Source organism: Streptococcus suis (assembly GCF_019794615.1).
GTDB classification, from domain to species: Bacteria; Bacillota; Bacilli; order Lactobacillales; family Streptococcaceae; genus Streptococcus; species Streptococcus suis_AI.
In genome coordinates, this window is sequence record NZ_JAIMDU010000049.1 from 1 (window position 1) to 13664 (window position 13664).

15 protein-coding genes and 1 pseudogene are annotated in these 13664 nt (G+C 37.0%); 10 read left to right on the forward strand and 6 right to left on the reverse strand.

All coding sequences use genetic code 11. The features are described 5' to 3' along the window. From K6V43_RS10560 to K6V43_RS10570, 3 genes are all read left to right on the forward strand, one after another. Positions 1 to 348, forward strand: a 348-nt coding sequence (locus K6V43_RS10560; protein ID WP_222383040.1) for an IS66 family transposase, incomplete at its 5' end; no start/stop codon positions are given. Positions 349 to 690: 342 nt separating this feature from the next. Next, positions 691 to 1047, forward strand: a complete 357-nt coding sequence (locus K6V43_RS10565) for a type II toxin-antitoxin system MqsR family toxin (protein WP_024404952.1) — start codon at positions 691 to 693, stop codon at positions 1045 to 1047. A 20-nt stretch (positions 1048 to 1067) separates the two neighbouring features. Then, on the forward strand, positions 1068 to 2033 hold the full coding sequence (locus tag K6V43_RS10570) for a type II TA system antitoxin MqsA family protein (RefSeq protein ID WP_216806565.1): 966 nt from the start codon (positions 1068 to 1070) through the stop codon (positions 2031 to 2033). 317 nt (positions 2034 to 2350) lie between these two features. Here K6V43_RS10570 and K6V43_RS10575 read toward each other — a convergent pair whose 3' ends face one another. The 4 genes from K6V43_RS10575 to mazE form a co-directional block, all read right to left on the reverse strand. Further along, entirely contained in the window at positions 2351 to 2596 is a 246-nt protein-coding gene (locus K6V43_RS10575; RefSeq protein WP_222383061.1) for a hypothetical protein, read from the reverse strand. Further along, positions 2596 to 3045 carry a hypothetical protein gene (locus K6V43_RS10580; RefSeq protein WP_222383042.1) on the reverse strand — a complete coding sequence of 150 codons (450 nt, stop codon included), beginning with the start codon at positions 3043 to 3045 and terminating at the stop codon, positions 2596 to 2598. The genes K6V43_RS10575 and K6V43_RS10580 overlap by 1 nt, the downstream gene beginning before the upstream one ends. A gap of 242 nt (positions 3046 to 3287) precedes the next feature. After that, complete coding sequence (locus tag K6V43_RS10585) at positions 3288 to 3620, reverse strand: type II toxin-antitoxin system PemK/MazF family toxin (RefSeq protein ID WP_496108342.1); 333 nt, start codon at positions 3618 to 3620, stop codon at positions 3288 to 3290. Further along, positions 3610 to 3825 (reverse strand): type II toxin-antitoxin system PemI/MazE family antitoxin, encoded by a 216-nt coding sequence (gene mazE / locus K6V43_RS10590; RefSeq protein ID WP_222383046.1) that lies wholly within the window; start codon positions 3823 to 3825, stop codon positions 3610 to 3612. The genes K6V43_RS10585 and mazE overlap by 11 nt, the downstream gene beginning before the upstream one ends. A 226-nt stretch (positions 3826 to 4051) precedes the next feature. Between mazE and K6V43_RS10595 the strand changes: the two genes are divergently transcribed. The 7 genes from K6V43_RS10595 (at position 4052) to K6V43_RS10625 (ending at position 12264) form a co-directional block, all read left to right on the forward strand. Beyond that, positions 4052 to 5359 carry a hypothetical protein gene (locus K6V43_RS10595; protein ID WP_222383048.1) on the forward strand — a complete coding sequence of 436 codons (1308 nt, stop codon included), beginning with the start codon at positions 4052 to 4054 and terminating at the stop codon, positions 5357 to 5359. Between the two features lie 319 nt (positions 5360 to 5678). Beyond that, positions 5679 to 6155, forward strand: a complete 477-nt coding sequence (pezA, locus tag K6V43_RS10600) for a type II toxin-antitoxin system antitoxin PezA (protein WP_222383050.1) — start codon at positions 5679 to 5681, stop codon at positions 6153 to 6155. After that, positions 6155 to 6916, forward strand: coding sequence for a type II toxin-antitoxin system toxin PezT (gene pezT, locus K6V43_RS10605; RefSeq protein WP_222383052.1), 762 nt, complete (start codon positions 6155 to 6157; stop codon positions 6914 to 6916). Before pezA ends, pezT begins: the two co-directional genes overlap by 1 nt. A 563-nt stretch (positions 6917 to 7479) precedes the next feature. Further along, positions 7480 to 8241 (forward strand): hypothetical protein, encoded by a 762-nt coding sequence (locus K6V43_RS10610; protein WP_222383054.1) that lies wholly within the window; start codon positions 7480 to 7482, stop codon positions 8239 to 8241. 128 nt (positions 8242 to 8369) lie between these two features. Then, complete coding sequence (polA, locus tag K6V43_RS10615) at positions 8370 to 11006, forward strand: DNA polymerase I (protein ID WP_222383056.1); 2637 nt, start codon at positions 8370 to 8372, stop codon at positions 11004 to 11006. Between the two features lie 15 nt (positions 11007 to 11021). After that, the gene (locus K6V43_RS10620; protein ID WP_261311828.1) at positions 11022 to 11783 is read left to right on the forward strand and encodes a glucose-6-phosphate isomerase; all 762 of its coding nucleotides are present in this window, start codon (positions 11022 to 11024) and stop codon (positions 11781 to 11783) included. A gap of 46 nt (positions 11784 to 11829) precedes the next feature. Then, positions 11830 to 12264 (forward strand): CoA-binding protein, encoded by a 435-nt coding sequence (locus tag K6V43_RS10625; RefSeq protein WP_222383057.1) that lies wholly within the window; start codon positions 11830 to 11832, stop codon positions 12262 to 12264. 156 nt (positions 12265 to 12420) lie between these two features. Here K6V43_RS10625 and K6V43_RS10630 read toward each other — a convergent pair. Both K6V43_RS10630 and K6V43_RS10635 read right to left on the reverse strand, forming a co-directional pair. After that, positions 12421 to 12934: pseudogene (locus K6V43_RS10630) on the reverse strand (NADPH-dependent FMN reductase). A 77-nt stretch (positions 12935 to 13011) separates the two neighbouring features. Then, complete coding sequence (locus tag K6V43_RS10635; RefSeq protein ID WP_024404963.1) at positions 13012 to 13452, reverse strand: MarR family winged helix-turn-helix transcriptional regulator; 441 nt, start codon at positions 13450 to 13452, stop codon at positions 13012 to 13014. Positions 13453 to 13664 lie beyond the last annotated feature (212 nt).

Consider the following 13664-nt stretch of genomic DNA (forward strand, 5'->3'; position numbering starts at 1 on the left):
GGCTCCAAATTGGGCACTGCAATAGAGTATAGCCTCAACTACGAAACCACTTTCCGAACCGTTCTCTCGGACGGTGACTTAGTCTTGTCTAACAATATGGCTGAGAGAGCAATGAAGACCTTGGTTATGGGCCGTAAAAATTGGCTTTTTTCTCAGAGCTTTGAGGGAGCCGAGTCGACAGCTGTCATTCTGAGTCTTTTGGAAACTGCTAAACGACACGGCCTTGATGCAGAAAAATATATGACCTATCTTCTAGAACACTTACCTAACGAGGAGACGCTCGCAAAAAAAGAGGTGCTAGAGGCTTATTTGCCATGGAAGGAAAAAATTAAAAGAGCATGTAAATAGAAAAAGGTTCCAGAGTCGATAGGACTTTGGAGCCTTTTTCAATATACTTTGTTATTGGGCGCTTACGTAGCTTTGAAAAGAAAAGCAGAAACGATATTCTGATGAAGATTTGTCATGGAAAAGTGTTGATCACGTTTTTCCAAAGTCAAGAAGACTACGCATGACCAGAATACCTTTGTATTACCTAATAAATGTTCGACATCCACTTCGAGTCAGCATAAATACGACTCCCACTTTCTAGATTAGATTGGAGAAAATAGATTTCGATGCATCTTTCTGCACCCAATTGGTTGCAAAATTAAAATAAAAATGGTACATTATTAATAAAGAAAGGAGTTGTTCATGCCAAGGAGTCAAAAGATTGCTTCAGTAGTAGAAATAAATCAATTTTTGTTGGAATTCAAAAAATCATTAAGTATGAATGGTATTGAATTTGTTCCAAGAACTTATGATGGTATTACTTCTTTGGGTTTAGATATAGAATTAGCAAAAATGGAACTTTTTGATCTTACTTTTCGTGATTACGATAGAGGTGCAACAAAGGATTATAATGGAGACGGAACGGATATCTGGGAGTTTGGTAAAAATATTGATGAAGAGTTAGTATACATCAAAATTAAATTAGATAGTCTTGGTAAATGTAAAGTACTGTCTTTTAAAAAATCTAATGGTCCATGGACATTACCATATAAGGAGTAGCTGTCAATTGGGAGGAAATGATGGAAACATATGTAAAAAAAGATAAAGAAATTTTTTTGGTGCGGGACGAAAATATTGAGGTGGAATCTGAATTCCGATTTGATTCGTTGACACATGAGAAAGTCTTTGATGAAGAATTGGATGATAGAGCAATAAAAAAAGCATTTGAAATATATCGAAAAAGAAATGACTTGATTACCCCAGAAGAAATTAGAAATATTAGAAAAATGTATGCTCTTTCTCAGAGAGCATTTGCTATTGTAACTGGTCTAGGGAAATCATCAATTATTCGTTATGAAAATGGTGCGGTTCCTACTAAAATGAATAGTAATTTTTTAAAAGATATAAAATCAAACCCTCAGAGAATGGAAAAATTATTTGAGATAAATAAGGATTTATTGGATCAAAAAACTCAAGAAAAATTTTTAGAAAGAATGTCTGAATTAAAAGAAATTGATTCGCTTAGTGAAATGAATAAGTTGGTATCTTTCTTTAATGACGATTCTCCGAACGATTATAATGGTTATAAATTATTTGATTATATGAAAGTTATTCAGGTCATTTCATACTTTTCTAACCGCATTCCGTATTTATCGAAAACAAAGTTAAATAAATTACTGTTCTACACAGATTTTTCATATTTTTATAACCATGTTGTCTCTCTAACTGGACTCACTTATATACATGATCATTTTGGGCCTGTTCCAAAAAAATCAGAAGTTTTATATGCATTATTAGTTGAGAATGGAATGATTGAATGGAATCCATTCCCTAGTGGACAAGGTGAATATGTGACGTCATTTGCTTCGTATGAAGAATTAACTGTTGATGAAATTGAGGTATTGAATAAAGTATTAGAACAATTTAGAGATGATAATGCAATCACTATCAGTGCCAAGTCACATGAGGAAAAAGCTTGGATAGAGACAGAATTAAAAGAAAAAATATCTTATGATTATGCTTCAGAATTAATTCACAAAATCTAGTTTCAGAAAATTTTCATAATCATTGTTCGACTTTTTGAGTGGAGTGTGGAATCGCTGTTGCATCATTATTTACCAACACAATTAGTTTAAGGAATTACGATATGGTGAATAGATCTTAAATCTGACTTATGAAAAATAGTGGAATATATTCATTTATTAAACATTTTTATAGCAAGATAGCGAGTAGATAAATAAATTTTAAAATTAAAAAGCTTTGAAAAACGTACAAATGAATGCTTTTCAAAGCTTTTTTAATACAAATTTGAATCAAAGTGAGAACTTTTATTATTTTTCAATCTCTGAGTCAATTGAATCGGTTACCCATAGGCAACAAATTTTTCATCGGGCATTTCACCGGTATCCCACAACTGCTTGACAATGCCACGGGCTTTATTTGCAAAGTAAGGATAACCATCTTTTTTATCATAAGCAGATAGTTCAACAACCTCAACCTCACCAGTCTGTGTGTTTATTTCAATCATACCTGGACCAGGATAGTTTTCAGGTGTGTAGAAGTAACCAACACTCTTGGAATTAGAAATTTTTTCAAGTAAAATCATCATTATAAATCACCTCGATTTCTTTGCCACACTTTAAGAGCTTCATAATAGTTAAATTTCTTGTTTATTTTAGTGTGAGCTTCTTCATAACTTAGCCCTTGTTTCATTAAGTGAAATTCTCCCAACTCATGGTGTAACATTATTAAATCATGATCTTGGATATGTTGACCATTCATCTCAGAGAGTCGTCGCCAGCTCTCTGCCATGTCATAACTAGGATCGAAACGTTTTAGTCCTCCATGTAACTCATGTTCATTAATAAATATATGGTCAAAGATTATTTCAATATCTGAAACGGGAAATCCACTATTTTGAGCAACACGAGCGACTTGCGTTTTCCTATTACGATTTCTAACTTGTTCGTAATACATTTTTGCGTGTTTTTCGCGTTTTATGCCATACTCATCATTCTTCTCATTCCATGCACCATAGATAGATCTGTTACTCCTCATATATAAATTATACAAAATTATACAGAATTATTCAACATTTGTATGTGACTTTCAACTAAATGAGAAATTTACCAATGAGAAGTTTCATGATTATTTATTATTTTTTGAAAATCCAATACATTCAATTTTGCACAGAACGATTTTCATTTATTTGAAATATAATTATCAAGCAAATGTGCAAAAATATATTTGGGTATTATCTTTATGTTCTATGAATCCTCTTTCTTTTCTCAACCAAAAATTTAATTGTACAACTGGACAACTTTTTGAAAGGTCCAAGTGTCTAGCTGTATGATTTTACTAGCATTTCTTGCTCTGAAATCAAAGGTGTATAACTGCATTGGATTGACAGCGCCATTTACCTTATCCGAAATAATAGGGACAGATAGTCCACGCCTTTCCAAGTACTTTGCGCCATGTGTAATCGGACAGACAGCAACAAATCTTATTGCCTGACTATACTTGTGGCTAGAGACAACAAACGCTGGCCTCCGTTTCTGGATTTCTTTTCCATGTGAGGGGGCAAAGTCGATCAGGACGATGTCTTGTTTTTGTGGTATGTACTTATTCTTCATTGTCAAGCAAGACCATGTTATCGAAGTGACACTCTATGATGTTGGGTTCTATGCTGTCAAATGGAATAGGAATTTTAGGTGCAAGCACGATGACATCATCCACCCCTTTGTAAATGATGAACTCTTTCCCCTCTTCAACATTCAATTCTTTTGGAAAGGTAATTGCTAGAGAATTTCCAACTTTCCGAGTTTTAACAGTGCACATGTGTATCCCTCCTTCGTATATACTGAGTATTCACCAAATGAAATAGGAAGCCAAATTAAAAGAAATGGAGCATATCTAATGATAAATAGCTACAAGGATTGTAACTACAAGATATTTGAAGAATCCTAAAGTCGGGACAATTTGATTTATTAAGGACTTAGGTAATGATCTCTTAAAGACAGCTCTGGCTTTTTGACTACTATCCTCACTATGGTATAATCTTCATATGAAAAAGATTAGTGATTTAGGTTTAACGGGTCGAAAGCTGGTTGGTGAGGGGCTGATTCTAGTCATCATAGGTATTGGCTTTCTGATTGCTGGTTGGCAATTTCCAGGATTGATTCTTCGCTTTGTCCATGCTGGTTTATTCTTTCTAGCCCTATATGAATTAAGTATGATTTTCTTCAGAAAGAAGAAATCAAGCGAAAGTGTAATAGCACTAGTAGGAAAAGCGGTATTATTTGGGATATTGGCCAGTCTTGATTTAGCTGTCCAGATTCCCTTGTATTTTGCGGCGATTTTCATTGGTATATACCAGCTGTTTACAGCGGTGATAAATTTTATCACATTTTACTTGTATAAAAAAGATGGTGTGCAGCCGAGAATTCGTTTTTTAATGGATGGAATTTGGTTGTCCATTCAAGGCGTGGCGTCTTTGTTTGTTTCTGGGACTCAACTAGTTGTTCAGACATTTATCATTGGGAGCTACCTTGTGTTATATGGATTGACCAATCTACGTGACGGATTCATTTTTGAAGAGTCAATTGAACAACAGAGTCTCAAACGTCATGTGAGACTGACTTTGCCGTTATTTATTGCTGCACTTGTTCCTCGAATGACTCTACAAAGAGTCAACGACTTTCTAGCAGACAATAAAGATCAGACAGCACAGGCAGCCTATAATCGTCATAAAGACATTTCTGTTACTCCATCTTTAGAAGTATTTGTACATGTTGGTGAAGAAGGTTTTGGGGCTGTAGGGCACGTTGATTTGAGTTACAAAGGGCGGGTCTATGGCTATGGTTCTTATGATGTCTTGTCGGAATGTCTGGGAGGGGCGATTGGTGATGGTGTTTTATTTAAAGCTGAGCGCCAAGCCTATATTGACTTTTGTACCCAGGAGGGGATGACCATGCTTGGTTACCAGATGGTATTGAGTCCTGAACAAGAAGAAGCTATTGAAGAACGGTTGGATGAGATTGACAAGCTGTTGGTGCCTTGGAATCCAAGTTCTGAAAAAGTATCAAAAACTGCCGATGGACAAGCGATTGAAATGTACGCCTTTCGTATCAAAGAAGAAATCGGTGCTGAGTTATTTAAATTTAGAAAATCGAAGTTCAAAACCTATTTTGTCTTATCCACCAACTGTGTCCTCTTGGCAGACTCAGTCATTGGACAAGCGGGTACGGACATCCTTGGTATTCGAGGATTTATCGCTCCTGGCACCTATCAAACCTATCTGGATCAAGAATATGAAAAACCACATAGTATGGTTGTTGCAAAGAACATTTATTATCGCAAAGAGAAATCCTAGTATTTGCTAGGTTTTTCTATTTGATCAGGTAACTACATACCATAAAATCTCAGATTTCAAGCCAAGTATAAAGCCAGAATCAAGCATACACTACACAATTTTTCAGTCAACAAATCTCTCTAAACGTTGATATGACAGCGTTTATGGAGCTTTTTCTGTTTTTTAACTGATAAACTTTGAAAAAACCTAGCTTTTGCTAGGTTTTTCTAATTGATTAGGCGTCCACCCATCTAAAAATAGCAATATATTTACGCACCAAAATTGGTGCGAAAATATTTTTTGTGTTATAATGAAAATATATACGAGGAGGTCTATATCTATGATTGGAGACAATATAAAATCACTACGCCGAACACATGATTTAACACAACCAGAATTTGCGAAAATGGTTGGTATTTCACGCAATAGCTTAAGTCGTTATGAAAATGGAACCAGCACCATTTCAACAGAACTCATCGACCGCATTTGTCAAAAATTTAACGTCTCTTATGTCGATATTGTAGGGGAGGATAAGATGTTAACACCTGTTGAAGATTACCAACTGACTTTAAAAATTGAAGTGATCAAAGAACGTGGAGCAGCCATATTATCACAGCTTTATAGATATCAGGATAGTCAAGATATTGCTTTTGATGATGAATCCAATCCTTGGATTTTGATGAGTGATGATTTGGCTGAATTGATCCATACGAAAATATACCTTGTCGATACTTTCGATGAAATCGAGCGTTATAATGGCTACTTAGACGGTATCGAGCGGATGTTAGACATGGTGCATCATCGGGTGGTAGCTTAATGAGATTGGAAGAATTTAGTGAGACTGAGTTTCGTAAGGCATTGCAGCGAACAATTCGGGCCTTAACCCGAGGAAAGACGATTCCAGATAAACCGAAAGCTATCTTGCTTGGTGGACAAAGCGGAGCAGGTAAGACGACTATCCATCGAATCAAGCAAAATGAATTTCAAGGTAATATCATTATCATTGATGGTGATAGCTATCGTCCCCAACATCCACATTACCTAGCCCTGCAAGATAAGTATGGCAAGGACAGCGTGGACTATACCAAGGGATTTGCAGGAAAAATGGTAGAGCATCTAGTCGATGAACTCAGCATGCAAGGCTATCATTTGTTAATTGAAGGAACTTTGAGAACGACGGAAGTCCCAAGAAAAACAGCTCAATTATTAAAATCAAAAGGATACCAAATCTCTATAGCTGTGATAGGTACAAAACCAGAGCTTTCTTATCTCAGCACCTTGATTCGTTACGAAGAGCTTTATGCCATCGACCCCAATCAGGCCAGAGCAACACCAAAAGAACACCACGATGGGATTGTAGAGAACATAGTTGATAACCTAAGGGAATTAGAAAGAGAGCAACTCTTTGACTGTATTCAGATTTATCAAAGAGACAGGACTTGTATCTATGATTCTGAAACTGATGAAGGCCCCGCAGCTGAAGTGCTACAAGAGTGTCTCTTTGGAAAATGGAGTAAAGTTGAGGAAGAGATGATGAAGGTGGGGATGGAACAGTTAAGGGAATTGAGGGAGAAGTAAAAGAGGATTAACAATAATTATTCCATTTCTATGCCATACACTACACAATTTTTCAGTCAATAAAGCTCTCTAAACGTTGATATGATAGTGTTTTGGGAGCTTTTTTGAGATAATTATTTTTTATGTTGTTTTCGAAAAGTAAGCAACTAAATTAACTATTTTTAAAAAATCCACAATGAATATGCCGGTCTGTAAAATAAAAGATTGGCTAATATTTTTATTAATATCTAAGTCTATTGGAGTAGATTTTGTATTTAATAAAGTAGAAAAACAGAAAAAAATGAAAATTTAGTAATTTTTATGTTATGTGTAAGTATTTTTATGTGTTGAAGTTAGAAAAAATAAAGGAAATTGAGGCTGGGCAAAAAAACCAAAAAATAGGAAATAGCTTAGAATTTCATCATCAAAAACGTTGATTCTAAGCTATTTTTGATTGTTTAAATTTTAACCGAAAGGCTCAAATTTTAGATTTTGCCAGTCTCTTCTATATCAACTTGTTTATTATTGAAATAATATTAAAGTTCTGATACAATCATTTCAGTAATTTTGAAAGAGGAGATAGAATGAAAAAAATGAAACATGCATGTGAATTACAAGATGTTAAAAATCAATTTACGTTTTTGACTTCGAGTATTCTTGCTAATTTATGCCTTATTTACTTACCATACAAACTTGGTGTTTTGAGTTATTTTATTTTATTGGTTATAATAATTATTTTTTGTAAAATTCTAATCAAAATTTATGAATCATTCAAGAATAATATTATTAAATTACCATTTACTTATTCAATTGGAATCATGTCTTGCATTTTTATAACTATGCCACTATTAATATCAATACTAGGTAGCAAAAGCTCGCTGTCTGAAATAGCTAAGACATTTTATTCTGTTGCGGTTGGAATAGGTGTTAACTATATTTTAGATAGTGTATTTAAAATTATTGAGTCTGATACGAGTAGCGAAGAAAAAAAATATATTACAAAGTATGCTTCAATTTCAAAAATTATTTTTAATTCTTTTTACATTGCAGAATATTCGGTATTACTTTTCATTTCCCCATTTTTAGACTTAGAGAAACAATTAAACTTAAAAGATTTTTTTAAAATAATAGGTTTAACAATTGTATTTTTTTTATTTATTATCATATTAGTTTATATTTTAGGAAAGTTGATAAAGAAAGAATTAGATAGAAACAAAGAATCAAAAAACGAACAAAGTATAGAAAACGCGAGGCTAACAGTCGAAACTGTCTCACAGTATAATGATTCAAATGAAAAGATAGATCAGGAAATCCAGTCGGATTTAGTTGATATGGAGGAAAAATAACACTATTAGTTAGACCATCAAGATTCTACAGAATAATAGTACTTTCTATCCAAACTTTGTTGGATTCTACACCAATATAAAGTCCTCTTCACTATGGGTTTTTAGGACTTTCATGCTATAATAGTTCTATGGATAAAAACAAATTATTATTAATTGATGGCTCTTCTGTAGCCTTTCGTGCTTTCTTTGCACTTTATCATCAAATCGATCGGTTTAAGAGTCCGACTGGCCTTCATACCAACGCTATTTATGGTTTCAACCTGATGTTGGATCACATGATGAAGCGGATTGAGCCGACTCACATTTTGGTGGCATTTGATGCAGGGAAGACAACTTTCCGAACAGAGATGTTCGCGGATTATAAAGCAGGTCGTGCCAAAACTCCAGATGAGTTCCGTGAGCAATTTCCCTTTATTCGCCAAATGCTGGATGCCATGGGGATTAAGCACTATGAGCTGAACCAGTACGAAGCCGACGATATTATCGGTACTTTGGATAAAATGGCAGAGCGGACAGACATTCCTTTCGATGTGACCATTGTCAGCGGTGATAAAGACTTGATTCAGCTGACGGATGAAAACACCGTTGTGGAAATTTCCAAGAAAGGGGTTGCCGAGTTCGAAGAATTTACCCCTGCCTACCTCATGGAAAAAATGGGCATCACGCCAACACAGTTTATTGACCTCAAAGCCCTTATGGGAGATAAGTCTGATAACATTCCTGGTGTGACGAAAATCGGAGAAAAGACAGGTCTGAAGCTTCTAACCGAGTTTGGTTCCTTGGAAGGAATTTATGAACATATCGATAGCATGAAGGCCTCTAAAATGAAAGAAAACCTGATTGCAGATAAGGAACAGGCCTTTCTTTCTCGAACCCTTGCGACCATCGATACGCAAGCACCGATTGAAATTGGTTTGGATGACATTGTTTATCAAGGTCCAAGGATTGAAGAGTTGGGTCAGTTTTATGATGATATGGGCTTCAAACAGTTACGGGCCCAGCTAGGCACGACGAACACGCATGAGGAAGAAGTACTGGATTTTCAAATCGTGTCCGAAGTCAGCTCTGCTATGTTCAAAAAAGACCAATTCTTTTACTTTGAAATCTTGGGGGAAAATTACCACCGAGAAGAGGTAGTTGGTCTGGCTTGGGGGGACAAGGATGGAATCTATGTTGGTGGTCCTGAGCTTTTGGATAGTCCGGTATTGAAGGATTTTCTGGAACACCAGCCTATCAAAACCTATGATTTCAAGCGTGGTAAGGTTTTGCTTGCTCGTAAAGGGATTGATTTGCCACCTGCAACCTTTGATAGCCGACTCGCCAAGTATTTGCTTTCGACAGTTGACGACAATGCGCTGACAACCATCGCCCATCTCTATGGGCAGACCAGCTTGATTCCTGACGAGGCAATATACGGCAAAGGTGCGAAATTGGCTCTGCCTGAGCGTGATGTATTCTTCCCACATTTGGCCCGCAAGGTGCAGGTCTTGATGGAGACAGAAGCACCGATGTTGGCCAAGTTAGAGGAAAACCAGCAGTCCGATCTTCTCTTTGAGATAGAGTTGCCGCTTGCTAATGTCTTAGCCAAGATGGAAATTGCTGGAATCAAGGTAAAAGTTGAGACCTTAAAAGCCATGCAGGCTGAAAATGAAGTCTTGATTGAGCAGTTGACCAAGGAAATCTATGAGTTGGCTGGTCAAGAATTTAATATCAATTCGCCTAAGCAGCTTGGGACTATTCTCTTTGAGGATATGGGCTTGCCCTTGGAATATACAAAGAAAACCAAGACAGGCTATTCTACAGCAGTGGATGTCTTGGAACGGTTGGCACCAATCGCTCCAATTGTTTCAAAAATTTTGGACTACCGTCAGATTACCAAGCTTCAGTCTACTTATGTTATCGGCTTACAGGATGCCATTTTACAAGATGGTAAGATCCATACCCGCTATGTGCAGGATTTGACGCAGACAGGTCGTCTTTCATCGACGGATCCCAACCTGCAAAATATTCCTGTTCGTCTGGAACAAGGTCGTTTGATTCGTAAGGCTTTTGTCCCTTCGCTTGAAAATAGTGTCCTCTTGGCGTCGGACTATTCACAGATTGAATTGCGTGTATTGGCCCATATTTCCCAAGACCAACACTTGATTGAAGCCTTCCAACAGGGTGCTGACATTCATACGTCAACAGCCATGCGTGTTTTTGGGATTGAAAAGGCAGAGGATGTGACACCAAATGACCGTCGGAATGCCAAGGCCGTCAACTTTGGTGTGGTCTATGGAATTTCTGATTTCGGTCTTTCCAATAACTTGGGGATTACACGTAAGGAAGCAAAAGCCTATATCGATACCTATTTTGAACGTTTCCCTGGTATCAAAAACTACATGGAAACCATTGTGCGAGAAGCACGTGATAAGGGCTACGTAGAAACGCTCTACAAGCGTCGTCGGGAATTGCCAGATATCAACTCTCGGAATTTCAATGTCCGAAATTTCGCGGAGCGGACGGCTATCAACTCACCGATTCAGGGTTCGGCCGCTGACATTCTCAAAGTAGCCATGATCAATCTTGATAAGGCACTGACAGAAGCAGGCCTTTCAACCCGTATGCTCTTGCAGGTACACGATGAGATTGTCTTAGAGGTGCCTATGGCAGAGCTGGAAACAGTAAAAGCTATGGTTAAGGAGACCATGGAGTCGGCCATTCAGTTGTCAGTCCCATTGATTGCGGATGAAAATGAAGGTGAGACTTGGTATGAAGCCAAATAAGCACAAGGGAGAAAAATGATGAAGAAATTACTTGTTCTGGCAAGTGTATTTAGTTTATTTTTAGTAGGGTGTGGAAAAAACGAACAGTCAAGTTCAAATCAACAAACCAGTCCATCCGGAGAAGAGTTTTCAACAACCTTACCTATCTTACAGGAAAAGACAGACACAAGCAATGAAACATTGACTGTTTTGGCCAACGCAGAAACTGTTGTCGTGAGTCCGAATCCACCGGCAGATGAAACTCAAAAAGGTCACAAAATTCATGCGGCCAATAATGGAGTTGCTGAAAAGGATGAGAATGGAAATATTAAGGAGTATTATCGTTACTACGATATTCCAAGTAATTGGACGCTTAATACGGAAAATACCGAGGATGAAACTTACGTTGCTGTCTATGATGTAAAAGATGGATCTAGCAACTTTATGGTCCAACTTTATAATATCAATGCCTTTAATAAATCTCCTCTGGAAGAAGGGCGTAATATGACTCCCGAAGAATTGCCTGCTCGAATGAAAGAAACCAATCATGAGTTTTCAGAACAGACAATCGTTCAAATTGCAGGTCAGGAATGGCAGGTCGGACGTCAGATTATGAAGGATCAGAAATTGGCTCGACTAACCTTTTACAGAATGGAATCTACTGGTTCTTATGATGATTCTGTCGTAGTTGGAGCGATTTATTATTCCCTTGACCCTGGACTTGATAAGGATAGGACCTTGTTGAAAAAGGCAATTGGCCAGTTGAAGGATGTCGTTTATCAAATTTCTAAAAAGTAAGTTTCCTATCAACTGGTTTTGATGATTTTAGTAAAAGGAGAAACATATGACCTATGCATTTCAGAATCCTAGTCAAGAGATTATTTTCGGCTATCTCAAAGAAGCTAAAACCATTGCGGTTGTTGGCTTATCCAATCGGGAAGAAACAGCAGCCTATCGGGTTTCAAGTGTTATGCAGGATGCAGGGTATCGGATTATTCCAGTAAACCCACGGTCTACTGGAGAAACGATTCTTGGTGAGACTGTTTATGCAAGTCTCAAAGACATCCCTCTCTCCATCGATATTGTTAATGTCTTTAGACGGAGTGAATTTCTCCCAGACGTTGCTCGTGAATTTATTGAAACGGATGCTAAGATTTTTTGGGCACAACTCGGATTAGAAAATCAAGAAGCCGAGGAAATCCTTCGTCAGGCAGGTCGAGACCAGATTGTCATGAACCGATGCATTAAAATTGAATACCAAAAGATGATTGGAGAGTAAATTCATCATCGAATATCAGTTTAGGTGATAACAAATAAAAGCTATAGAATTTTGGTGTAGTCCTTTTTAAGGGAGGTAGCCAGTTCTATAGCTTTTTGATTGCAAAAAAACCGAGCATGCTTGGCTCGGTTGGAGGTTAACGATCGTCAGATGGTTTTAGTTGATTGCTGCAAGAAGTGCGTCTGCTTGTTTTGTAAGTTGAACTTCATCAGCAGGAGCACCATTTGTTGCAAGTGTTACTTCATCAACAAAATTTGTGCGAATAAATGGTAGCAATGAGCGGTATTGAGCTGCAGCATCTTCTTGGTGTGCAAATGATGTAACTGAAACAGTCGTAACTTTTTCGTTGAGTGCGGAAGCGCCACGTGTATCTGTGAGATCTAGTGAGCGGCTGAGCCAATCAAGAACGTTTTTCACTGTACCTGGGATAGCAGCGTTGTAAACTGGTGAGAAGATCCAAATTGCATCTGCTGCTAATACTGCTTCACGAGCTGCAGTTACAGAAGCAGGAGCATCTGCTTCAAGGTCTTGTGAAAATAGAGGAATATCTTTCCAATCAAGATATGAAACGCTTGATTTTGCCTTCCAACACTTTTTCAGCAGATTTTGCCAACTCAGCAGAGAAAGCTCCTTCGCGAAGAGAACCAACTAAAAATAGAACATTTGCCATACAGTTAATAGCTCCTTAAAATAATTTGATAGGTTTAGTATAACTCTTTTATCACTAGTTAGCAATAGTAAGTTTAGTTAGTTTTTAAATTTTTTCAAAATCTCAGCTAGCTGATCTTGCTCTTCTTGACTGAGGACGGAAAAGAGTTCCCCTACATGTGCATAATGATCAGGTAGGATTTTTTCAATGGTTTCTCGGCCGTAAGGTGTTAGTCCAATACGAAAAGCCCTGCGATCCTTGCAATCAGTTGTTTTAGATATGTAGCCATCGCGAATCATATTTTTGATGACAACCGTCATGTTTCCAGAAGTACTCAATAGCTTATCAATCAGGTCTTGGATTCTCAGTTCACCTTTGTTATAGAGTGCCTCCAATACTCCAAATTGTGCAACTGTTAATCCATATTTTCTGATGGTTTCCATTTCTTTCTTTGAGATGGTGTTTGCTGCTCTTCGAAAAACGACAAGGCTGTGTAAGGCATGTTTGTTTTCGTTTAATGATTTTTCTACGCTATTCATACGAATATTTTAGCAATATTTACATTGATTGGCAAGTGATTTTAAACAAAATTCTAACAGATTAGTAGGTAATTCCTGTAAAAATAGGCTAATTTTTCAATTAGATTTCGGTAAATTCTCAAAGTAAGTTCTAGTTCCCGTTCTTCCAGAAGTTACTCTGAGAAAACTGCATAAAATCAACAGAATTTAGTCTCAGACTAAGTTCTGTTTTT